At 71.6% G+C, this 21,416-nt stretch carries 19 protein-coding genes; 9 read left to right on the top strand and 10 right to left on the bottom strand.

Going from position 1 to position 21,416, the window contains the following annotated elements; translation table 11 throughout:
- Positions 1–58 precede the first annotated feature (58 nt).
- Positions 59–787 (top strand): class I SAM-dependent methyltransferase, encoded by a 729-nt coding sequence (locus OIE13_RS35175; RefSeq protein WP_326644857.1) that lies wholly within the window; start codon positions 59–61, stop codon positions 785–787.
- A gap of 101 nt (positions 788–888) precedes the next feature.
- Positions 889–2,118 carry an adenylyl-sulfate kinase gene (gene cysC / locus OIE13_RS35170; protein WP_326644858.1) on the top strand — a complete coding sequence of 410 codons (1,230 nt, stop codon included), beginning with the start codon at positions 889–891 and terminating at the stop codon, positions 2,116–2,118.
- Positions 2,119–2,280: 162 nt separating this feature from the next.
- Here the strand turns inward: cysC and OIE13_RS35165 are convergent, their stop codons facing one another.
- The gene (locus OIE13_RS35165) at positions 2,281–3,444 is read right to left on the bottom strand and encodes a glycoside hydrolase family 26 protein (protein WP_326644859.1); all 1,164 of its coding nucleotides are present in this window, start codon (positions 3,442–3,444) and stop codon (positions 2,281–2,283) included.
- Between the two features lie 311 nt (positions 3,445–3,755).
- Between OIE13_RS35165 and OIE13_RS35160 the strand changes: the two genes are divergently transcribed.
- From OIE13_RS35160 to OIE13_RS35135, 6 genes are all read left to right on the top strand, one after another.
- Positions 3,756–4,985: a YveK family protein gene (locus OIE13_RS35160; RefSeq protein WP_326644861.1), complete on the top strand. Its 1,230-nt coding sequence runs from the start codon at positions 3,756–3,758 to the stop codon at positions 4,983–4,985.
- Positions 4,982–6,274, top strand: coding sequence for an O-antigen ligase family protein (locus OIE13_RS35155; protein ID WP_326644863.1), 1,293 nt, complete (start codon positions 4,982–4,984; stop codon positions 6,272–6,274). The genes OIE13_RS35160 and OIE13_RS35155 overlap by 4 nt, the downstream gene beginning before the upstream one ends.
- Positions 6,271–7,311: a hypothetical protein gene (locus OIE13_RS35150; RefSeq protein ID WP_326644865.1), complete on the top strand. Its 1,041-nt coding sequence runs from the start codon at positions 6,271–6,273 to the stop codon at positions 7,309–7,311. Before OIE13_RS35155 ends, OIE13_RS35150 begins: the two co-directional genes overlap by 4 nt.
- Positions 7,312–7,393: 82 nt before the next feature.
- Complete coding sequence (locus OIE13_RS35145) at positions 7,394–8,251, top strand: sulfotransferase family protein (RefSeq protein ID WP_326644867.1); 858 nt, start codon at positions 7,394–7,396, stop codon at positions 8,249–8,251.
- Entirely contained in the window at positions 8,239–9,537 is a 1,299-nt protein-coding gene (locus OIE13_RS35140) for a lipopolysaccharide biosynthesis protein (protein ID WP_326829324.1), read from the top strand. Before OIE13_RS35145 ends, OIE13_RS35140 begins: the two co-directional genes overlap by 13 nt.
- Positions 9,537–10,469 carry a sulfotransferase gene (locus OIE13_RS35135; RefSeq protein ID WP_326644870.1) on the top strand — a complete coding sequence of 311 codons (933 nt, stop codon included), beginning with the start codon at positions 9,537–9,539 and terminating at the stop codon, positions 10,467–10,469. Before OIE13_RS35140 ends, OIE13_RS35135 begins: the two co-directional genes overlap by 1 nt.
- Positions 10,470–10,483: 14 nt before the next feature.
- Here OIE13_RS35135 and OIE13_RS35130 read toward each other — a convergent pair whose 3' ends face one another.
- The 7 genes from OIE13_RS35130 to OIE13_RS35100 form a co-directional block, all read right to left on the bottom strand.
- Positions 10,484–11,770 carry a WecB/TagA/CpsF family glycosyltransferase gene (locus OIE13_RS35130; RefSeq protein ID WP_326644871.1) on the bottom strand — a complete coding sequence of 429 codons (1,287 nt, stop codon included), beginning with the start codon at positions 11,768–11,770 and terminating at the stop codon, positions 10,484–10,486.
- A 26-nt stretch (positions 11,771–11,796) separates the two neighbouring features.
- Entirely contained in the window at positions 11,797–12,738 is a 942-nt protein-coding gene (locus OIE13_RS35125) for a glycosyltransferase family 2 protein (RefSeq protein WP_326644873.1), read from the bottom strand.
- The gene (locus OIE13_RS35120) at positions 12,735–13,694 is read right to left on the bottom strand and encodes a sulfotransferase (protein ID WP_326829323.1); all 960 of its coding nucleotides are present in this window, start codon (positions 13,692–13,694) and stop codon (positions 12,735–12,737) included. Before OIE13_RS35120 ends, OIE13_RS35125 begins: the two co-directional genes overlap by 4 nt.
- Before the next feature lie 386 nt (positions 13,695–14,080).
- Positions 14,081–15,343 carry a sulfate adenylyltransferase subunit CysN gene (cysN, locus tag OIE13_RS35115; RefSeq protein ID WP_326644877.1) on the bottom strand — a complete coding sequence of 421 codons (1,263 nt, stop codon included), beginning with the start codon at positions 15,341–15,343 and terminating at the stop codon, positions 14,081–14,083.
- A 79-nt stretch (positions 15,344–15,422) separates the two neighbouring features.
- Positions 15,423–16,337, bottom strand: coding sequence for a sulfate adenylyltransferase subunit CysD (cysD, locus tag OIE13_RS35110; protein ID WP_326644878.1), 915 nt, complete (start codon positions 16,335–16,337; stop codon positions 15,423–15,425).
- A gap of 19 nt (positions 16,338–16,356) precedes the next feature.
- A complete protein-coding gene (locus tag OIE13_RS35105; RefSeq protein WP_326644880.1) occupies positions 16,357–17,124 on the bottom strand; it encodes a 3'(2'),5'-bisphosphate nucleotidase CysQ in 768 nt (255 codons plus the stop codon).
- Positions 17,124–18,509 (bottom strand): sugar transferase, encoded by a 1,386-nt coding sequence (locus tag OIE13_RS35100; RefSeq protein ID WP_326646903.1) that lies wholly within the window; start codon positions 18,507–18,509, stop codon positions 17,124–17,126. Before OIE13_RS35100 ends, OIE13_RS35105 begins: the two co-directional genes overlap by 1 nt.
- Positions 18,510–18,641: 132 nt before the next feature.
- On the opposite strand from OIE13_RS35100, the gene OIE13_RS35095 reads away from it, so the two are divergent.
- Positions 18,642–19,247: a 3'-5' exonuclease gene (locus tag OIE13_RS35095; protein WP_326829322.1), complete on the top strand. Its 606-nt coding sequence runs from the start codon at positions 18,642–18,644 to the stop codon at positions 19,245–19,247.
- A 749-nt stretch (positions 19,248–19,996) separates the two neighbouring features.
- Here the strand turns inward: OIE13_RS35095 and pth are convergent.
- Together pth and OIE13_RS35085 are read right to left on the bottom strand one after the other, a co-directional pair.
- Positions 19,997–20,602 carry an aminoacyl-tRNA hydrolase gene (pth, locus tag OIE13_RS35090; protein WP_326644883.1) on the bottom strand — a complete coding sequence of 202 codons (606 nt, stop codon included), beginning with the start codon at positions 20,600–20,602 and terminating at the stop codon, positions 19,997–19,999.
- Between the two features lie 64 nt (positions 20,603–20,666).
- Positions 20,667–21,266, bottom strand: coding sequence for a 50S ribosomal protein L25/general stress protein Ctc (locus OIE13_RS35085; protein ID WP_326644885.1), 600 nt, complete (start codon positions 21,264–21,266; stop codon positions 20,667–20,669).
- Positions 21,267–21,416 lie beyond the last annotated feature (150 nt).

Genomic DNA, 21,416 nt, shown 5'->3' with positions numbered 1-21,416 from the left:
CCTCGCAAGGAGTGGTAAATGCGCGATGAATCGTGCTGGGTTGACTACTCTCGGTTATATGTCAGAGGTGAGGTCGGTCGTCGATCGAGACGACCTGTTGAGTCAGCGGGTCAGGGAGCAGTGGACCAGCCAGCTCGGTCGGCGGCTCGATGTCCTGATCGCCGGGTGCGGATGGCCGGAGCCGCTCGATCTGGCGCAGACGGAGGCCAGGGTCATCGGGATCGACGAGGACCTGCCCGCGTTGCGCAAGAGCACGTCCGCCCGCAAGGATCTGGACTCGTGGGCGCTGGGCGACCTGCGCTCCGTACCGGTGCCGCCGCGGGCGTTCGACGTCGTCTACGTGCCGTTCCTGCTTGAGCGGATCGAGCACTCGGAACTGGTGCTCGACCGGCTGCTCACCGGTCTGCGCCCCGGCGGGCTGCTGCTGGTCAGGATGCGTGACCGAGCCTCGGCGTACGGGGCCTGCGACCGGCTGGCGCCGTCGAGACTGCGGCGGATGCTGTGGCGCAGGTTCGCCCCCTCGGGGACGGTGGGCCCGCTGCCCGCCGTCTACGAGCAGATCGCCTCGCGCGAGGGGATGCACTCCTTCTGCCTGGTGCGCGGGCTGATGGTGACGGAGGACATCTCCGCCAACAGCGGGCCCGCGCTCAACGGACCTCTCGGTAAGCTTGCCCGCGCCGCCTGCTCGGTGGTGGAGGTCCTCTCCAGAGGACGCCGGCCCGCGTCTCACGACGAGATAACCATGGTGATCCGCAAGCCCCAGAGCCATTTCGCCCGGCTGATCTGAGATTCGCCGGGGCGGTGGGGTCGGGGTTCACCGGCCGGAGCGCCCATCCTGAGCAGCCGGGACCGGAAAGTCCGACGATCGGGATTGTGGAGCGGGAGCAGATGACGGCGCCTTTCGAGTGGACCCCCGACGCCCGTGAGCTGGCCGACCTCGAACTGCTGCTCTCCGGCGCCTTCAGCCCGCTGACGGGCTTCATGAGCTCGGCTGACGCGCACTCCGTGGACGAGTCCGGCACGCTCGTCGACGGCACGCCATGGCCCGCGCCGGTCACCCTCACGCTGCCCGGCGACCACCCCGCCGCCCCCGGCGACCGGATCACCCTGCGCGACCCCGAGGGTGCGGCACTGGCCGTGCTGACCGTCACCGGGCGCGAGGACGGCTTCACCGCCGGAGGAGTCGAGGCCCTGGACTCCCCCGAGCACGGGCCGTTCGCCCGGCTCCGCCGCCCCCCGGCGCGGGTCCGCGAGGAGGTGGGCGAGCGGGAGGCGGTTCTGGCCGTCACCATGCGCGGGCCGCTGGGCGACCTCGGCGAGATCGTGGCGACCGCGCAGGAGCTGAAGGCGTCGATCCTGCTTCTCCCGCTGGCGTACGGCGAGGGTGGGCCCGCGGTGGTCCGCGCCGCGCTCAGGGCCCGTGACGGACTGCCCGAGGGCACGCTCGTGGCGGTGGTGCCGCTGGCGCCCAGGGAGCCCGCCATCGACCTGGAGCTGCGCGAGCGGGTGGCCGAGGCCTATGGCGCGACCGAGCACCTGGCCGGCCCGAACCCCGTGACGCTCCCCGGCCCCCCGCACCGGCGGGGGCTGGTGATCTTCTTCACCGGCCTGTCGGGCTCCGGCAAGTCGACCGTCGCCCGGGGGCTGCGCGACGCGCTGCTTGAGCGTGGCAGCCGCACGGTGACCTATCTCGACGGCGACGTGGTGCGCCACCTGCTGTCGGCGGGGCTGACCTTCTCCAAGAAGGACCGCGACCTCAACATCCGCCGCATCGGCTTCGTCGCCGCCGAGGTCGCCAGGCACGGCGGCCTGGCGATCTGCGCGCCCATAGCGCCCTACGCCGCCACCCGCGAGGAGGTACGCGCGATGGTCGAGGCCGTCGGCGCCGACTTCCTGCTGGTCCACGTCTCCACCCCGCTGGCGGAGTGCGAGCGCCGCGACCGCAAGGGGCTCTACGCCAAGGCCCGCGCGGGGCTCATTCCCGAGTTCACCGGCATCTCCGACCCGTACGAGGAGCCGGACGACGCCGACATGGAGATCGACACCACGGACATCAGCGTGGACCGGGCGGTGCACCAGGTGCTCGACCCGCTGATCCAGGGCGGCTGGATCCGCTGACGGATCCCGGCCCCGCGAGGGCGTCGCGGCACGGCCGGGTGGCGCCCGCGGGGAAGGCGGGGCCGGCCCGGGAGGGGACGAGCGGGGGACGGAGAGGTCAGCCTGCGGGGACTGCGGGGCCGGCCCGGGAGGTGCGGAGCCGGCCCGGCGGAGACTGCGGGGTCAGCCTGTGGGGACGGTGGTGCTGAGGTGCGGGTCGCGGGCGAGTTCGGCGAAGGTCCGCCGCCCGCCGGGTGTGGTGTCGAAGCGGGTGTCCCCCCGGGGGGCGCGTGGCGAGTCGAAGTAGACCAGGGCCTTGATCTGCGGGTAGTCGCGGATCTCCTCGCGTACCGAGGCGAAGAACCATTCCTTGAACCCGGGCCGGTCGTGGCGTTCGAAGACGCCCCACTCGGCGACCATGACGGGTTTTCCCGGGAAGCGCTCGCTCATCCAGCGGTAGAACCCCGGCCAGCGGGGGAAGTCGGGCCTGGTCTTGTTGACCAGGCCGTCGAAGCTGTGGACCCTGTGGTCGGCGTAGGGGTCCATCCCCACCCAGTCGACCACGTCGTCACCGGGGTAGAGCCTCTCGAACCAGGGCTCTGACGCCCAGTTGGGCGCACCCATGTAGGTCATCACGGTGACGGCGTTGGTCACGCCCCCGTGCCGCAGGCGTCGCACCACGTGCCGGAACATCGCCGCGTAGTCGGCCGCGGACATTCCCGCGCCGCGGGCCTCCCGCACGTCGTTCTCCGGCTCGTGGTGGATCGTGAGGAAGAACCTCTCCGGGAAGGTCCGCACGATGTGGGCGGCCAGCCGGTCGATCCGCTCGTCCAGCGCGCCGTGCGCGATCTGCTCCCAGGTGTGGTCGAGGGAGGGCTTCCAGTTGATCAGCAGGAGCCTGCGGCCGTCGGGGTCGCGGGCGATGGCGCGCTCCGCGGGGGTCGGGAAGAGCTCGTCTCCCCGGTGGTAGACGTGCATGATGTCGGCCGGGCGGCCCATCCGCCTCTCGGCTCCGGCCAGCGCCCGCTCGGGACGCCTCCCGGTGAAGATCTCCGGTGCGACACCCCACCAGGCACCGCAGGAGGGGACGAGTTTGCCGGTGACCTCGCAGGAGGCCCGTGGACGCTCGCCGGTCGGGCCCGCCGCGCGCGCGGGCGTCCGGGGTGTTCGCGACGCGCCGGGACTCCCCGCTCCCGGCTGGGTGCCCGGCGTGCCCGGCGCCTGCTGGGCGCTCGCGACGTCGGAGGTTTTCGAGGTCTGGCCACGCCCGCTCAGTCCAGCGATGCCCAGTCCGAGAGCGCCCAGTCCCAGCAGCAGGACGACACCCGAACCGGCGATTCTCACCATACGCGGAATTATGTCCATAGTGGCATTTGTCCGATGCACCGGTTCCTCACAGCTGTCGCGCGTACGCATTCGTCGACCATCACCGGGAAACACCTTCCCACCGCCTGGACGTGCCTCGTCCCCGACTTTACCGGTCCATGCCGGACCCCCGGTGCGGTCGACAGGAAATGTCGGATAAATAACCGTTATCTCACCGTGATTAGCAGGATCGGCGCGAAGAAAATCTTGTGTATCGGTTCGGGGAAATGGAAAGCCGACCTATAGTTCCTAGAGTTCCCAGCGCCTGTTCGCCGGAGAGGCACACGCGAAACATGAGCCCGTCACCGGACGTCCCCGCCCGCCGCGAAGGCGGAGACCTGGCGGACTACGCGTCGCTCCTCCGCCGCCGGTGGCTGATCATCTGCTCCCTGCTCCTCACCGGAGCCGGTGGCGGCGCCGCCCTGCTACGGCTCACCCCGCCCTCCTACACCGCCTCCGCTCAGGTCCTGGTGACCGCCACCGGCTCGCAGGAGCAGACCAACCAGGTCACCAACCGCCAGCGCGAACCGCTCAACCTCGACACCGAGGCCCAGATCGCCCGGTCCGCGGTGGTCTCGGCGAAGGCCCGCGAAATGCCCGGCGAGCTTGGCTGTCCCGCCGAGGTCTCCGTGCCGCCCAACACCTCGGTCCTGGAGATCTCCTGCACCGCCACCGACCCAAGGGCGGCCGCCTCGGGCGCGAGCGCCTACGCCCTCGCCTACCTGGCCCAGCGCCGCGAGTCGTCCACCCAGATGCTCACGGCCCAGCTCAAGGCCGTGATGGTCAAGCTCAGGCAGGTCAACGCGGGCCTCGCCAAGGTCGCCACCACGCTTCCCGGCCTGAGCAGCGGCACCACGGAGCGGGCCCTCGCCCTCCAGCGGAGGGATGTCCTCGGCCGCCAGGCCCACAGCCTCACCGCCAGGTACGACGCCCTCAGGACCGTCGCCGTCACTCCCGGGTCGGTGATCAGCCAGGCGGTGGCCCCCACCACCCCCAGCGCTCCCCGCCCGCCCCTCTACCTGGGCAGCGGCCTCATGGCAGGACTGCTCTGCGGGGTCGGGCTCGCCTGGCTCCGTGACCGCCTCGACACCGCTCTGCGGACCACCGCCGACGTCAGGCGCCTGACCGGCCTCGACGCCCTCGGCGACGAGGAGATGCGCCACCTGGCGGGCGCGGTGCTCGTGGTCGCCGTGCCCGGCACCTCCTCGCGCGACGTGAGAGGTGCGGTACGGACCCTGAACGACCGTGGAGTCCGCGTGGTCGGCGCCTTCGTCACCGGCGGCGACGACCTCTCGCCCGATCCCCCGGCCGGCGCCGCGCGGGCCCCGCACATCTCCTCCGCGGCACAGCCCGGCGCGGCGCGCTCCAGGAGAGCCGAACGGCCCCTCGCGGGCCTGGCCGGCGGTGACCGGCCCACACCGGAAACGCACGGCGCCCCGGACGCCATGGTCGCGCCCGGGACGTATGGGAACGTTCCGCCCGGGCGGCAGGCCGCGGCCGGGCGGAGGGGACGCCGGCTGTGAGGGGGCTGCGTCCGGCCGCCTGGCCGATCGCCGCGCTCCTGGTGGGATACCCGCTCTGGTGGGCGCTCGGTTTCGGCGGCCTGTCGGTGGTCGCGGTGGCCCCGGCGATGGCCCTGGTCCTCTGGCGGAGGCGGCCGATCAGGGCGCCGCGCGGGTTCGGGCTCTGGCTGCTGCTCCTGGCGGGCTACCTGATCAGCGCGCTGATGCTCGGCGAGATGCCACCGGACACCTACGGCGAGTTCGGCGCCGGGCGGCTCGTCGGCTACCTGATGCGACTCTGCCTCTACCTCTCAATGATGATCATGGTGCTCTACCTCGGCAACCTGACGGAGGAGGAGCTGCCCCAGCTCACCCTGGTGCGCATGCTCGGCGCGCTGTTCGTCACGACCGTCGCGGGCGGCCTGCTGGGCGTGCTCGCCCCACGCGCCGAGTTCACCTCACCGGTCGAGCTGATCCTCCCCGGCTGGATCAGCGACAACCCCTTCGTCCACAACCTGATCCATCCCACCGCCGCCCAGATGCAGAAGGTCCTCGGTCACGCCTCCCCCCGCCCGGAGGCGCCTTTCGAGTGGGCCAACGCCTGGGGCGGCAACATCTCGGTGCTGCTCGTCTGGTTCGTGGTCGGCTGGTGGGTGTACGGAGGCCCGCGCAGGCGCCTGGCCATGGTCCCGCTGGCCGCTCTGGCCGCGATCCCCGTCGTCTACTCGCTCAACCGCGGCCTGTGGATCGGGCTCGGCGTCGCCGCCGCGTACCTCCTGGTGCGCCTGGGCACCCGGGCCCGCGTCGCGGCCTGCTCGGCTCTGGCCGCGGGGACGCTGGTGTTCGCCCTCAGCCCGCTGCAGGCGATGGTGACCCAGCGGCTGGACCGCCCGCACAGCAACGACATCCGTGCCTTCACCGTGTCGGCGACCATCGCCGCCGCGGGCACCTCACCGCTCATCGGCTACGGCAACACCAGAAACGCCATGGGCAACCACCGGACGATCACCACCGGCAGGAGCGGCTGGTGTCCCACCTGCGGCCACCCGCCGCTGGGGAGCGACGGCCAGCTCTGGTACCTGATGATCACGCAGGGCTTCACCGGGGCCGCGCTCTACGTGGCGTTCTTCGCCGGGGCCGTCCGCCGCCACTGGCGCGACCGGAGCCCGATCGGCATGGCGGGGGTCCTCGTGATGATCCTCACCCTGCTCTACATGTTCGTCTACGACGGGCTGTTCACGCCGCTCAGCCTGTATCTGATCTCCTTCGCGCTGCTCTGGAGGAACTCGATGGCGAGCACCGCCGCATGAACGACGCGCGCGCCCGTCTGCGCTATCTCGACGAGACCATCGACCTGCTGTTCCCCGGTCCCGGCGCACCGAGGCCCTACACCCTGCTCCCCCACCGGCTGCTCCCCCGCAGGCTGGTCCCCCGCGCGTGGTGGCACCCCGGCGGGAGGCTCATCGTGCCGTCCGGCCGAAACGGCATCGAGAACCATCTGAGCGAGGTGTTCGGTGCTCCCGTCCGCGTCACGCTGCGCGTGCGCCCCGCCCTGCGCGCCAACCGCAAGCCGATCCTGGAGGCACGCGGCCCCGACGGGCCGATCGCCTTCGTGAAGGTCGGCGACACCGACCTGACCCGGGAGCTCGTCGCGCACGAGGCGCGGACGCTCGACCTGCTCGCCGACGTGCCGCTGAAGACGGTCGTCCCGCCCGCCGTGCTGCACCACGGATCCTGGCGCGGTCTGTCCGTGCTGGCGCTGACCCCGCTCCCCGTACGACGGGGGCGGATCCCCGGCGTCGTCCTCACCGACGCGATCGCCGAGATCGCCCACATCCCCTCGGACCCGGCCCCGGACCGCGCGCCCCCCGGAAACCCGATCCACGGGAACCCCACCCGGGTGACCCCGCACCCGGCAGCGCGTGCCTTCGAAGCCTCCGCTCAGGCCGCCGGGAAACCCGTACGGCCAGAGCCGCTCTCCGGACGGGGGTTCGCCTGGCACGGGGACCTGACGCCCTGGAACGTCTCGCGGGGCCCCGACGGGCGGCTGCTGGTCTGGGACTGGGAGCGGTTCGGCACCGGGGTACCGCTCGGCTTCGACGCGGTCCACCACTTCTTCCAGCGGACCCTGCGCCGCGACGATCCGGCCACCGCCGCCAGAGCCTGCGTGGCGCGGGCCCTGCGGGTCCTGGCCCCGTTCGGACTGTCGGCTTCCGAATCCCGGCTGACCGCCCTCCGCTACCTGATCACGCTCGCCGACCGGCACGCGGCCGACGGCCACACACCCCTCGGACCGCCCGAGCTCTGGCTCAACCCCGTCGTCGACTCCCAGGAGACCCTGCTTTGAAACCAGCGCTGAAGCGTTCGGTCCACGCGGCCGCGTGGACCACCCGGACCAACCCCGCCGCCGACCCCCGGGAGACCCCGCCGTGAAACCAGCGCTGAAGCGTTCGGTCCACGCGGCCGCGTGGACCTTGGGGCGCCTCACCTCGGGGAGCCGGGTGCTGCCCTCCTTCCTCATCGTCGGAGCGCAGCGCTGCGGCACCACCTCCCTGTACCGCGCCCTGTCCCAGCACCCGCTCGCCCTTAAACCCGTACTGCGCAAGGGCGTGCACTACTTCGACACGGCGTACGACCGGGGCCTGTCCTGGTACCGGGCGCACTTTCCGCTACAGGTGTCGGCCTCCGCGCTGACCCGCAGGTACGGTTGCCGGCCCCAGGCCTTCGAGTCGTCGCCCTACTACCTGTTCCATCCCCTGGCCGGCCCCCGTATCGCCCGCGACCTGCCGGGCGCCAGGCTGATCGTGCTGGTCCGCGACCCCGTCGAGCGGGCCTTCTCCGCACACGCCCACGAACTGGCCAGGGGCTTCGAGACGGAGCCGTCCTTCGCCAGGGCCGTGGAGCTGGAGGAGGAGCGGCTGGCCGGAGCGGCGCAAGCCCTGCGCGACTCGCCGCACTCGACGAACCCGGCCCACCGCCACCACGCCTACCTGGCCAGGGGCCGCTACGCCGAGCAGCTCGCCCGGCTGGAGCCGCTGGTCGGCAGGGAGCGTCTGCTCGTCCTCGACAGCGGCCGGTTCTTCGCCGAACCGGAGCTCGTCTACGACCGCGTGCTGGCGTTCCTCGGGCTGCCGCACCTCGGCGATCCGGTGTTCGAACAGCACAACTCCCGGAGCAGACCCGCCCCGATGCCTCGCAGGCTCCGCCGCGAGCTGTCGGACCGCTTCAAGGAGCAGGACACCCTGCTGACCTCATGGCTGGGCGGGGAGCCGTCGTGGCGCCGCTGACCCTCACCCGTCTGGCGGGTCTGACCGGGGTCACGCGAAGCGGGGTGGCGGGGCTGCTGGGAGCGTGCGCCGGGGCCGCCGCCCAGTTCCTGACCGTCGTGCTGGTCACCAGGGGGGTGGGTCAGGAGACGGCGGGTGTCTTCTTCCCGGCGACCGCCCTGTGCCTGGCGGTCGCCACGGTCCTGCGGCTGGACGCGGGGAACGGGCTCGTCTACTTCATCGCCAGGTCCCGGCCGTTCGAATACCGCTGCACCTCCGGCTACGTCCGCGCGGCGCTCGTCCCGGTCGCGTCACTCTCGCTGGCGGCCGCCTGCGCGGTCGTCCTCAGCACCTCCGACCCCGAGCTGCGGGTGCTGGCGGTGGCTCTGCCCGTGGTGACCTGCTCAGGCGTCGTGGTGAGCGCGACCCGAGGGTTCGGCTCGATGCGGCCGACCGTGCTACTGGACGGCGTGCTCCAGCCGGTGGCCCAGCTCGCCCTGGTCGCGGCGGTGGTGCTCGCGGGCCGCGATTCCGTGTCGCTGCTCGTCGCGGCCTGGGCACTGCCGTACCTGCCGGTGCTGTTGCTGGCCTCGGTCTGGTTGCGCCGGCGGCTGCCGCGGACGCCCTACCTGCCGGGCACCGCGCACGACCTGTGGCGCCACACCTGGCCCCGATCGCTGGCGGCCGGGATCCAGGCGGTGTTCCAGCGGCTGGACATTGTGATCGTGGCGTTGCTGGCCGGGCCGGCCGAGGCCGCCGTGTACACCGCCGCCACCCGTTTCAAGATCGTGGGTCAGCTGGCCGGCCAGGGCCTGTCGCAGGCCACCCAACCGAGGCTGGTGCGGGCCCTGGCCGAAGGCGACCTGCCACGTGCCCGGAAGCTGTACCAGTCGGCCACCGTCTGGCTGGTCCTGCTGACCTGGCCGGTCTGGCTCGGGTACGCGGCGCTCGCTCCGTGGCTGCTCGGAGCCGTCTTCGGGGACGGCTACGCCTCCGGCGCACCGGTGGCGATCGTGCTGGCCGCGACGATGACGCTCGCCACCGCGTGCGGGATGGCCGACGTGGTGCTGACCGCCGCCGGGCACACCGGCTCCAGCCTGGCCAACCTGACCGCCGCCATCGCGACGACCGCGGTACTGGACCTGCTGCTGATCCCCTCCCTGGGCTCGCTCGGCGCCGCCCTCGGCTGGGCGGGGGGCACGGTGGTCAAGAACCTGCTGCCGCTCTGGCACATCCACCGCCGGTACGACCTGCGGCCCTTCGGCGCGCACAGCCTGGCCGCCCTGAGCCCGTGGCGAGCAGCCTGATGAGCCCCCCGCCCCCCGTGCTGGTCACCGGGCTGCCCAGGACCGGGACCAGCTGGACGGGCAGGATGCTCGCGGCGAGCGGGGAGCTGGTCTATGTCAACGAACCGCTCAACCCCGAGCACCCGCCGGGCGGCTCCCCGGGTGTCCTCGACTCCGTGGTCGGCCACCGCTTCCAATACATCTGCCCGGACAACGAGCGTGCCTGGCTGCCCGCCTTCACCCGCACCGTCGCGCTGCGCTACGGGTTCCGGGCCGAGCTACGCCGCAACCGCTCGCCGTACGACCTGGCGCGGATGGTCCGGTACGGCACCGCGTTCACCCTGGGGCGGCTGGGCGGTCGCCGCGCGCTGCTCGACGACCCGTTCGCACTGTTCTCCGCCGGGTGGTTCGCCGACCGGCTCGGCTGCCGGGTTGTCATCCTGCTTCGCGACCCGGTGGCTTTCGTCGGTAGCTGGCAGCGGCTCGGCTGGACCGTCTACTTCCACGAACTACTCGAACAGCCGCTGCTGGTGCGCGACCAGCCCCACCTGGAGGCACTGCGCCCGCTGGTCGGCTCCCAGGACCGCATCGCCAAGGCCGTGGCCCTGTGGCGGGCGGCGGGGATCACCGCCGCCCGCCTGGCCGAGCGGCACCCCGAGATCACCCTGGCCCGCTACGAGGACCTGGCCCGCGACCCTCTGACGGGTTTTCGCCGCCTGTACGGGTGGGCGGACCTGACGTGGTCGGCTCGCGCCGAGGAGCGCGTCCGCCGCGCGTGCACCGCCACGTCCAGTGCGAGCACCGCCACGTCCGGCGCGAGCAGCGGCGGCTTCGCCTGGAGCGGCCTGTCCCGCACGGCCTACCGGCCGATGGACTCGCGCCGCGCCCTCGCCGAGGCCGACACCAGGCTGAGCCCACAGGAGGCCCTCCGGGTCAGGGAACTGGCCTCCTGACGGTCGGCGGTCTTTCAGGAGAAGAGGCCCCGAAGGAGAGAGAGCGCGAGGAGCCTGAGGGCGTACGGCAGGTCGTCGACCAGATAACGGCGGGCGAGCCTGCCCGGCTCCCGCGTCAGCCGGAAGAGCCACTCCAGGCCACCTCTGCGCATCCACGCCGGAGCCCGCCGGACGGTGCCCGCGGCGAAGGCGATCGCCGCGCCGCAGCCGATGAACCAGGTGCCCGGCAGGTCCCGGCGGAGCGAGGCGATGAGCCGCTCCTGCTTGGGGAAGCCCAGCCCGACGAAGACCAACCGGGGTCCTGCGGCGATCACGGCGTCGCGCACCCGGGCGTAGCTCTCGGGGTCGTCCTCGAACCCGTACGGCGGGGCGTCGACTCCGGCGATCATCAGTTTCGGGTGGCGGCCCACCAGCTCGCGGGCCGCCTGCACGGCCGCGCCCTCGGGACCACCCAGCAGGTATACGGGGTGGTGGTAGAAGGCGGCGGCCTCCGACAGGGACCAGATCAGGTCGGCGCCGGCGACCCGGCCGGGGAGTGGGGTACCGAGCAGTCTCGCCGCCCACACCAGCGGCATGCCGTCCGCCAGCACGAGGTCGGCGCCCTCGACGAGCCCGCGGACCCGCTCATCGCGAGCGACGATCCGGCTGATGTCGACGTTCGGGGTGACGAGGTGGCCGCCTTCACCGCGTTTCAGCGCGGCGACCACGTGGTCGACCACCTCGCCCTCGGTCATCGGGTCGATCGCGACGCCCGCCACGTGCACGCGCCTGCGCAGGCGTCTGCGGGTGGCCTTGTCCGGCCGGGGCCGCCGGCGGGGAGCGACCTGCGCCGCCCCCCGCCTGGCGGCCGGCGTCCCGGCCCGCCCGGCGACGGCGGGCAGGCCGGGCAGGCCGGGCAGGCCGGGCAGGCCGGGCAGGCCGGGCAGGCCGGGCAGGCCGGGCAGGCCGGGCAGGCCGGGCAGGCCGGGCACCGGATCGTACCCGGTGGTCGCGGACCGGTGGTCGGTGCTGGGCGGGATCGGCATCACCGCATAACGAGCGGCCGCGACCGCGGCCTTCCCCGTCACGGACGAGGCGGACCGCGGGTCGTAGCGAGCGGTCACGCGCGCACGATCGACGGCCCGCCCCACCTCCGGCGGAACGACGGCCAGATCGTGGCGAGCGATCATTGACGGGCGCTCGACGGCCGGCCCCAGCGTGGGCGGAGCGACCTGCGAGCGGTGGCGCGCGAGCACCGGCAGGCGTTCGACGGCCTGACCCGCCAGAGGCGGGGCGACCTGCGGGCCGTAGCGGACTGTCACGCGCGGACGCTCGGCGATGGGCGCCATCAGATGCCGTGCCCTCGGTGGTGCAGGACGCTGAGCAGGGTCCGCGCGGGGACCAGACCGGCCGCCACCGCGAGCGCGATGGGTGCCCGGGGCTCGCCGTGGCGGGCGGTGAACGCCCGCCAGGCCCAGCGGCCCGCCTCCCGCCGCTGGCCGAGGGCCGCGTGGTGGAAGGCAAGCTGACCGTAGACCCGCGCCGCGCCGCGCGGATCCACGGCCAGATCAGGGTGCCGGGCGAGCATCCACTGCAGCCCGGCGATCCGGTCGGCCCAGCGGGCCACGTACGAGGAGCCACCCCAGCGCACCCGGACCAGGGGCCGGTCGACATGCACGATGGGGTGCTGGGCCGCGGCGCGCAGCGCCAGGTCCCAGTCCTCGTTCTGGCCCTTGGGGGCGCTCTCGTCCACCCATAGCCCGCCGCGCCGGAACACGAACGTCGAGGAGTGCACCATCACCATGCGCGAGCGCACCAGGTGACGGTAGGTGACGCGGCTGGTCCCCGCCAGGCGGGGGATGCGACGCGAACCGTACTCGACCTCGATGGCGCAGCTGGAGAAGCGGGCGTCCGGCTCCGCCTCCAGCGCGGCGACCTGGGCGGCGACCTTGCCGGGCAGCCACTGGTCGTCGTCGTCACAGAAGGCGACAAGATCGGTGCCAAGGGCCGCGATGCCGGTGTTGCGGGCACCGGGCAGGCCCGGGGTGAGCCGGTTGGCCATCACCCGCACCCCGCGGGAGGGTGCCCCGTGCCGACCGGGTGCCAGCGCCCGGCTGGCCAGGAGGTCGGCCACCTGGTCGGCGACCCAGGCCGGATCTCCGCCGTCCACGACGACGACCACCTCGACGGGGCCGGAGTGGTCCTGGCCGAGCACCGCGAGCGTGGCCGCGCGCAGCTGGTCGGGCCGGTGTCCCCGGGTGGGGATGACGACACCCACCGATGTGTTCACACGAGTCTCCTGTGATAGCGGTACTTGATCATGAGCGGCCAGGTCAGCGCGGTGACCAGGCGCAGCTGCCGGGACCCCGCGGCGGCGCGCCAGCTGTCGTCCCTGGTCAGCTCGGTGCGGCCGGTCGCGAAGCGCATGGGGTTGCCCGAGGCCGTGTGCGCGGTCGAGAGCTCCGCCCAGCTGCCCGAGAGGAAGTCGAGGCGGCAGGAGAGACCGATCCTGGCGACCAGGCGCCTGAGCGTGTCGGCGGGGGCGCCGAGCAGGTCCTCATAGCGGACCAGGGTGACCGGGACGCCCCTGCGGGCGAGGAGTCCGAGGCTGAGGTTCTCGCTCAGCCAGTGCAGCGAGGTCCGGGAGGGCGACCAGTGGGTCATCGGCCGCCCGTCCTCTGGACGCTCGACCCGCCTGCGCCAGGAGTGCGCGACCGCACGGGGGTCGCGGACCACGTGCACGACGTGGACGTCGACCCCGGCCGCCGCGAGGCAGAAGGCCAGCGAGGCGTGCTTGCTGGAGTCGATCACGACCGGGCAGTCGGCGACCTCCCCCGCCGCGGCGTACAGATCGCGGTGGACGGCGACGTACTCGTCCAGCTCGGCGGTGCCGGGCGTCGGCCGCCTGCCGTTGCCCGCCCGCTCCTCGGCCAGCAGCCTGGCCAGGGTCGGGATGCGCCGGGTGCGGTCGACACGAGACCTGAGCGCGATCACCCGGTGGGCCAGGTCCGCCGACCAGCCTCCGAACGCGCGCATCCCGACCTTGTCCCAGAAGGGGCAGGCCCCGAAGGGCTCGCCGCATCCGCAGGCCTCGTCCGCGAGCACGCTCCTGGCCCAGAGGTGGACGACCTCACCGAGCGGCACGATGCCGGGGACCTCCCCGAGCAGGCGCTCCAGCAGTGTGGTCCCGCTGCGGCCGAGGCCGCCCAGGAAAACCACCCGAGCAGGTGACGGACTATCAGACACAGGCACGAATCCTTACCCGATGGATACGGAACGTGCCGAGGCTAGCGCGGAGCGTAACGGAGAGGTCAGAGAACGGATAAAGGATCTACCCAGCGGGTTTGGCGCCGCCCGCCTCCTGAACGGAGTGCTCCCGAAGCCCCTGCCCCGGAGACGGCCCCTGGACGGCTCGGGGAACGGCGCCGGAGGCGATCCCGTGAACGGTCCCGTGGACAGCTCAGGGAACGGCGCCGTGAACGATCCCGGAGACGACGCCGGAGACGGTCCTGGAGACGGTCCCGTGGACGGCTCAGGGAACGGCGAACCGCCCGCGGCCGGTGAGCCTGCCCTCTCCCCGTCGTGCGGAGGAGAAGAGGTTACGGCGGCCGGGCGCGGGCGGCGGGGTGGGACTACTTGGCGTCGACGATCATCCCGGCGCCGACCGTGTTGTTGGTGGCCTCGTCCACGAGGATGAAGCCGCCGGTGAGGCGGTTGCGGGCGTAGTCGTCCACGAACAGGGGCTGGGTGATGCGGAGCGAGACGCGTCCGATCTCGTTGAGTCCAAGCGAGGATGCGGTCTCGTCCCGGTGCAGGGTGTTGACGTCCAGCCGGTAGTGCAGCTCCTTGACCAGGGCACGGGCCGTACGAGTGGTGTGCTTGATGGTCAGTTTGGCGCGCGGGGCCAGCCTGGCCACGTCCGCCATCCAGCAGACCATCGCCTCCAGCTCCTGGGAGACGTGCGGCTGGTTGTTCGGACGGCAGATCATGTCACCGCGCGAGATGTCGATGTCGTCCTCCAGCCGGAGGGTCACCGACATCGGCGGGAACGCCTCGTCGACCGGGCCGTCGAAGGTGTCGATCGACGCGATGCGCGTGGCCAGGCCCGAGGGCAGGTGCATGACCTCGTCCCCCGGCTTCAGCACACCTCCGGCGACCTGGCCGGCGTAGCCTCGGTAGTCGTGGAAGGCCGGGTCGGTGGCCCGTTGCGGGCGGATGACGTACTGCACGGGGAAGCGCACGTCGACCAGGTTGCGGTCGGAGGCGATGTGCACGTGCTCCAGGTGGTGGAGGAGCGAGGAGCCGTTGTACCAGGGGGTGTTCTCCGAGCGTGACACCACGTTGTCACCGTGCAGCGCCGAGATCGGGATGAACGTCAGGTCCGGCGCGTTCAGCTTGGAGGCGAACGCGGTGAACTCCTCGCGGATCTCCTCGAAGCGCTCCTGCGAGTAGTCGACCAGGTCCATCTTGTTGACGGCCAGGACCAGGTGCGGCACCCGCAGCAGCGTGGTGAGGAACGCGTGCCGCCGCGACTGCTCCAGCACGCCCTTGCGCGCGTCGATCAGGACGATCGCCAGGTCGGCGGTGGAGGCACCGGTGACCATGTTGCGGGTGTACTGGATGTGCCCGGGGGTGTCGGCGATGATGAACTTACGCCTGGGAGTGGCGAAGTAGCGGTAGGCCACGTCGATGGTGATGCCCTGCTCCCGCTCGGCCCGCAGGCCGTCGGTGAGAAGAGACAGGTCGGTGTATTCGGTGCCGCGGTCACGGGAGGTGCGCTCGACGGCCTCAAGCTGGTCCTCGAAGATCGCCTTGGAGTCGAAGAGCAGCCGCCCGATGAGCGTCGACTTTCCGTCGTCGACGCTTCCCGCCGTGGCAAAGCGAAGGATGTCCATCAGAGGTGCTCTCCAGAGGTCGTACGGCTTGCGGCGCGGGAGCGCGCGGGAAGTAGGGAGGAGGGAGGGCGGGTGAGCACTAGAAGTAGCCCTCCCTCTTGCGGTCCTCCATGGATGCCTCGGAGGCGCGGTCGTCGGCGCGGGTGGCGCCACGCTCGGTGATCCGGGTCACCGCGATCTCCTCGATGATCGCCTCGACCGTCGCGGCACCCGACTGGACCGCGCCGGTGCAGGTCACGTCGCCGACCGTGCGGTAGCGGACCGTCATCTCCTGGAGCGGCTCGTCCTCGTCGCGGATGATGAACTCGCTGTCGGCCAGCAGCATGCCGTCGCGCTCGAACACCTTGCGGGTGTGGGCGTAGTAGATCGAGGGAATCTCGATGTCCTCGCGCCGGATGTAGTCCCAGATGTCGAGCTCGGTCCAGTTGGACAGCGGGAACACCCGGATGTGCTCGCCCTTGCGGATCCTGGCGTTGTAGAGGTTCCACAGCTCGGGGCGCTGGTTCTTGGGGTCCCACTGGCCGAAGTCGTCGCGGAAGGAGAACACCCGCTCCTTGGCGCGTGCCTTCTCCTCGTCGCGACGGGCGCCGCCGAACACGGCGTCGTACTCGTTCTCCTCGATCGCGTCCAGCAGCGTCGTGGTCTGCAGCCGGTTGCGCGAGGCCCTGCGGCCGGTCTCCTCGACGACGCGCCCGGCGTCGATGGAGTCCTGGACGCTGGCGACGACCAGGCGCGCGCCCAGCTCCACGGCGCGGCGGTCACGGAAATCGATGACCTCTGCGAAGTTGTGACCGGTGTCGACGTGCATCAGTGGGAAGGGAATCGGCGCGGGCCAGAACGCCTTCTCCGCGATGCGGAGCATGACGATGGAGTCCTTACCACCGGAGAAGAGCAGACAGGGACGCTCGAACTCGGCCGCGACCTCACGCATGATGTGGATGGCCTCTGCCTCGAGGACGTCGAGCTGCGACGTGGTGTAGTCGCGCTGAAGCATCAAACTCTCCTAGCGGGGATTAGCGGTGCAGATCCCGGATTCCAGCGAGCAACGTCGGTGCCAGTCCCGGTAGGGATACAAGGATATCCGGCAATGAGGGGTCGGGCTGGTTGTAGACCAGCGGCGAGCCGTCGATGCGGCTGGCGTGGGCCCCCGCGGCGAGGGCCACCGCGACGGGCGCGGCGGAGTCCCACTCGTACTGGCCTCCGGCGTGCACGTAGGCCTCGACCGTTCCGGTGAGCACCGCGGAGATCTTGGCTCCCGCCGATCCGATCGGCACCAGGTCCGCGCCGACAAGACCGGCCAGATTCTGGACGAACTCCGGCGGCCGGGTCCTGCTGACCGCGATCCGCGGCCTGGCGCCCGCCTCGGGGGCGGACCGCACCGGAGGTTCGAGGGTGGAGAGCGTACGGCCCTGGGCCGGCAGCGCGACGGCTCCGGCCGTCAGCGTGCCGCGCTCCCAGAGCGCCACGTGGACCGCCCAGTCCTCGCGACCCTCCTCGGCGAACTCGCGGGTGCCGTCCAGCGGGTCGACGATCCAGACGCGCTCGGCACGGAGCCGGCGCGGGTCGAGACGCTCCTCGCTGGTCGCCTCCTCCGACAGCACGCTGTCGTCCGGGCGCAGCCGTGCCAGGGCCTCCGTCAGGAACAGGTGGGAGGCGACGTCGCCCTCCTTGCGCAGCTCGGAGGGGTTGCCGAAGCCCCGCTCCGCGCGCAGGGCCGCCAGCTTCTCGCCGGCCGTCGTCGCCAACTCCGCGGCGAGTGTGTGATCGTCGCGAACGGTCATCAGTATGCTCCAGCTCCTCGCGCGACAGCCGACCAGGTCTTCCACAGGATCTGCAGGTCCAGCATGAGGGACCAGCTCTCCACGTAACGCAGGTCCAACCGTACCGATTCCTCCCAAGACAGGTCAGACCGACCACTCACCTGCCACAGGCCGGTCATGCCCGGCTTGACCAGCAGCCGGCGGCGGACATCGTCACCGTACCCGGCCACCTCCTCCGGCAGTGGCGGCCGGGGGCCCACCAGGGACATGTGTCCCAGCAGCACGTTGATCAGCTGGGGCAGCTCGTCCAGCGAGTGTCGGCGCAGCCAGGCGCCCAGCGGGGTCACCCTCGGATCATTCTTGATCTTGAAGAGCGGACCCTGTCCGTCACTGGACAGGGTGATCTTCCGACGCTCGGCATCGGCGCGCATCGTCCGGAACTTGTAGATCGTGAACTCGGCTCCGTCGCGGCCCACCCTCGTCTGCCGGAAGAGCGCGGGCCCGGACCCGGAGGCCCGCACGGCCGCCGCCACCCCCACCAGCAGCGGGAGCAGCGCCGCCAGCAGCATCCCGGCGCCGACGCGGTCGAACAGATTCTTGACCACCTGGCGCAGGCCGGAGATCTCAGGATGGTCCACATGCAGCAGCGGCAGCCCAGCCGCCGGGCGGATGGTGATCCGCGGCCCGGCCACCTCCATCAGAGCGGGGGCCACGACCAGGTCCGTGTCGGTCTTCTCCAGCCGCCAGGCCAGCCTCCGCAGCGCCACCCCGTCCATTTCCGGACAGGCGAGCACGGCCACGGTGTCGGCGTGGACCTGCCCGACCGCAAGCGCGACGTCGGAGAAGTCACCGAGGACCGGAACGCCCTCCACGTCGCCTATCCCGTCGTGCGGGGCGCAGGCCCCGACGACCTCCATGCCGTGGTAGCGCTCCCGGCGGAACCGGCGGACCAACTCGGTGATCGCCACCCGGTGACCCACCGCCACCACCCGCCGCATGCATCTGCCCCGGGCCCGCCTGCGGTGCAGGGAGCGGCGCAGCCCATACCGCGCCAGGAGGGTGAGCAACGTCGTCAGCGGGAGGGCCAGGACCACGTAGCCGCGGGCCACATCGGTCTTGGTGAGGTAGGCGCCGACAGCGAGGGCGGCGGTGAGCATGAAGCCGCACTGGAGGATCCGCTGGAACTCCTCCGAGCCCAGGCCGATGAGCCGAGGCTCGTAGGCGCGGTTCAGCGCGACCACGCAGACCCAGACGGCGGGCAGTGCGGCGCTCGACACGACGTACGGGAAGACGTAGGCGGTAACCTCGCCGAATCGAACGAGCAGTGCGAGGGCTCCGGCCAGGGCGGCGCAGGCGGTGTCGGCGACGACGGCCATCGCGCGGTGCCCCCGCACCCAGTCAGGCATGCGCCGGCGCGAGGCCGACACGACTCCGGATGCGTCCTGGACCGCGGTCACGTCGCGCACACACTCCCCCTGCGTAACCGTTCGCGGACAGACAGTCACGTAATGGTAGCGGCGACAAGAGAGGCCCGAAGGTTGAAGACCGAAACGTACATCTCTGTGGATGTCGAGGCCGACGGCCCCATTCCGGGGCCGTATTCGATGGTCAGCTTTGGTATGACCGTGGCCGGGCGGATGACCGGAAAGGTCTTTGAACCGGTCGATCCGCAGACCTGTACGTTCTACGCGGAGCTGCGGCCGATCAGCGACGATCATGTGCCCGAGGCTCTCGCCGTGAGCGGGCTTGACCGGGAGACGCTGATCCGCGAGGGCCGCGACCCGGCCGAGGCGATGCGGGAGGCCGCCGCTTGGATCCGCGACGCGTGCGGGAACAGCACGCCGGTGCTGGCGGCCTACCCGCTCTCCTACGACTGGATGTGGATTTATTGGTATTTCATGCGATTCGCCGGCGCCTCACCGTTCGGGCACTCGCGCTGCATCGATATGAAGACGCTGTACGCGGCCAAGGCTGGAGTGCCGATCGGCTGGGCGACCAAGCGGCAGATGCCCAGGCACTTGCTCTCCCTGCGGCCGCACACGCACAACGCCCTGGACGACGCCATCGAGCAGGCCGAACTCCTGCAGAACCTGATGGCCTTCCCACCATCCCCCCATGAGGACACGCCTGTGCTCCCCCTTTAAGGGACTCCCGTGAGGCCGCGCCGGGGACTGGACTGAGGAGAGCGGGGTCGTGAGGAACGAGCGGCCCCGATCGACGAGGGAAGGAGCCGGATCCCAGCGGCCGAACCGCGACGCGTTAGCGTCGCCAACGACCCGTGAGGCCGCGCCGGGGACTGGACTGAGGAGAGCGGGGTCGTGAGGAACGAGCGGCCCCGATCGACGAGGGAAGGAGCCGGATCCCAGCGGCCGAACCGCGACGCGTTAGCGTCGCCAACGACCCGTGAGGCCGCGCCGGGGACTGGACTGAGGAGAGCGGGGTCGTGAGGAACGAGCGGCCCCGATCGACGAGGGAAGGAGCCGGATCCCAGCGGCCGAACCGCGACGCGTTAGCGTCGCCAACGACCCGTGAGGCCGCGCCGGGGACTGGACTGAGGAGAGCGGGGTCGTGAGGAACGAGCGGCCCCGATCGACGAGGGAAGGAGCCGGATCCCAGCGGCCGAACCGCGACGCGTTAGCGTCGCCAACGACCCGTGAGGCCGCGCCGGGGACTGGACTGAGGAGAGCGGGGTCGTGAGGAACGAGCGGCCCCGATCGACGAGGGAAGGAGCCGGATCCCAGCGGCCGAACCGCGACGCGCCAGCGTCGCCAACGACCCGTGAGGCCGCGCCGGGGACTGGACTGAGGAGAGCGGGGTCGTGAGGAACGAGCGGCCCCGATCGACGAGGGAAGGAGCCGGATCCCAGCGGCCGAACCGCGACGCGCCAGCGTCGCTAGCGAGGAGGTCCTGAGATGTTCAGGTCACCGGCGTGGAAGGCGTTCTGGGTCGGCTCCAGGCCGACCCTGATCAGTGACTCCACCACGTCGGCGGCACGGTCGAACAGGAACCCGAGATCCTTGCGCTCGGCGGTGGCGAAGTCACGCAGGACATAGGCCGCGGCGTCCATCCGGCCCGGTGGGCGGCCGATGCCGAACCGCACCCGCAGGTAGTCCCTGGTCGCCAGCGACTTGGTGATCGACTTCAGCCCGTTGTGACCGTTGTCGCCGCCCCCCAGCTTGGCCCTCAACGCGCCGTACGGGATGTCCAGCTCGTCGTGGACCACGATCACGCGGGCCGGGTCGACCTTGTAGAAGTCGGCCAGGGCCTTGACCGGCCCGCCGGACAGGTTCATGAAGGACAACGGCTTGGCCAGCACCGCGGGGACGCCCGCCAGGCGGCCCTCCAGCACCTCTGCGCGCGACCTGTGCGTCTTGAACCGCCCGCCGGCTCGCGCGGCGAGCTCGTCCAGAACCATGAACCCCGCGTTGTGCCGGTTTCCTGCGTACTCCGGCCCGGGGTTTCCCAGGCCCACGACCAACCAGCGGTCCACGATCGGCATCCCCTTCATACGCGCGTCAGGGCGGCCCGGTCCCGGGCCGCCCTGACAGATCTAGCAGAGAAAACTACTCGGCGCTCTCAGCGCCCTCACCCTCGGCCGGAGCGGCCACGGCGGCCTCGGCCGCGGGCTCGGCGGTCGGGGCCGCGGAGATGATCAGGACCAGCGCCTCCGGGTCGGCGGCGAGGGTCGTGCCCTTGGGGAGCTTCAGGTCGGCGGCGGTGATCTGGGTGCCGACCTCCAGGCCCTCGACGTCGACCTCGACGCCCTCGGGGATGTGGGTGGCCTCGGTCTCGACCGAGACGGAGACCAGCTGCTGGTCGAGGATGCCGTCGGCGACCTCACCGATCACGACGACGGGGATGTCGACGGTGACCTTCTCGCCGCGCCTGACGAGGAGGAGGTCGACGTGCTCCAGGAAGCCCTTGATCGCGTCGCGCTGGACACCCTTGGGCAGCGCGAGCTCGTCGACCGCGCCTTGGAGGCGGATCAGCACGTTCGGCGTACGCAGGGCGAGCAGCAGCTCGTGACCCGGCAGGGACAGGTGCTGCGGCTCGGAACCGTGCCCGTAGAGGACGACGGGCACCTTGTCCTCGCGGCGGATCTTGCGTGCGGCGCCCTTGCCGAACTTGTCACGCAGTTCGGTGGTGATTACCACTTCGGACATGGCTGATCTCCTAGGGATCTCGAGAATCGGAAAGGTGCGTTCCCCCTCACCCGCCCTAGCGGAAGGCGTTACGAACGCACGCAACCTGACAAGTCTACCGTGTTGTTGCCGACGCTAACGCGTCGCGGCTCGGCCGCAAGGAGCCTGGGG

The organism is Streptosporangium sp. NBC_01810 (genome assembly GCF_035917355.1).
In the GTDB taxonomy this organism is placed as follows: domain Bacteria; phylum Actinomycetota; class Actinomycetes; order Streptosporangiales; family Streptosporangiaceae; genus Streptosporangium.
This window is presented reverse-complemented; position numbering and strand designations above follow the sequence as displayed.

Bases quoted from the DNA above. Each gene is read 5' to 3' on its own strand.
- OIE13_RS35175 (WP_326644857.1), top strand. From the start codon at position 59: ATGTCAGAGGTGAGGTCGGTCGTCGATCGAGACGACCTGTTGAGTCAG.
- cysC (WP_326644858.1), top strand. From the start codon at position 889: ATGACGGCGCCTTTCGAGTGGACCCCCGACGCCCGTGAGCTGGCCGAC.
- OIE13_RS35165 (WP_326644859.1), bottom strand. From the start codon at position 3,444: ATGGTGAGAATCGCCGGTTCGGGTGTCGTCCTGCTGCTGGGACTGGGC.
- OIE13_RS35160 (WP_326644861.1), top strand. From the start codon at position 3,756: ATGAGCCCGTCACCGGACGTCCCCGCCCGCCGCGAAGGCGGAGACCTG.
- OIE13_RS35150 (WP_326644865.1), top strand. From the start codon at position 6,271: ATGAACGACGCGCGCGCCCGTCTGCGCTATCTCGACGAGACCATCGAC.
- OIE13_RS35135 (WP_326644870.1), top strand. From the start codon at position 9,537: ATGAGCCCCCCGCCCCCCGTGCTGGTCACCGGGCTGCCCAGGACCGGG.
- cysN (WP_326644877.1), bottom strand. From the start codon at position 15,343: ATGGACATCCTTCGCTTTGCCACGGCGGGAAGCGTCGACGACGGAAAG.
- cysD (WP_326644878.1), bottom strand. From the start codon at position 16,337: ATGCTTCAGCGCGACTACACCACGTCGCAGCTCGACGTCCTCGAGGCA.
- OIE13_RS35105 (WP_326644880.1), bottom strand. From the start codon at position 17,124: ATGACCGTTCGCGACGATCACACACTCGCCGCGGAGTTGGCGACGACG.
- OIE13_RS35100 (WP_326646903.1), bottom strand. From the start codon at position 18,509: ATGCCTGACTGGGTGCGGGGGCACCGCGCGATGGCCGTCGTCGCCGAC.
- pth (WP_326644883.1), bottom strand. From the start codon at position 20,602: ATGCCGATCGTGGACCGCTGGTTGGTCGTGGGCCTGGGAAACCCCGGG.
- OIE13_RS35085 (WP_326644885.1), bottom strand. From the start codon at position 21,266: ATGTCCGAAGTGGTAATCACCACCGAACTGCGTGACAAGTTCGGCAAG.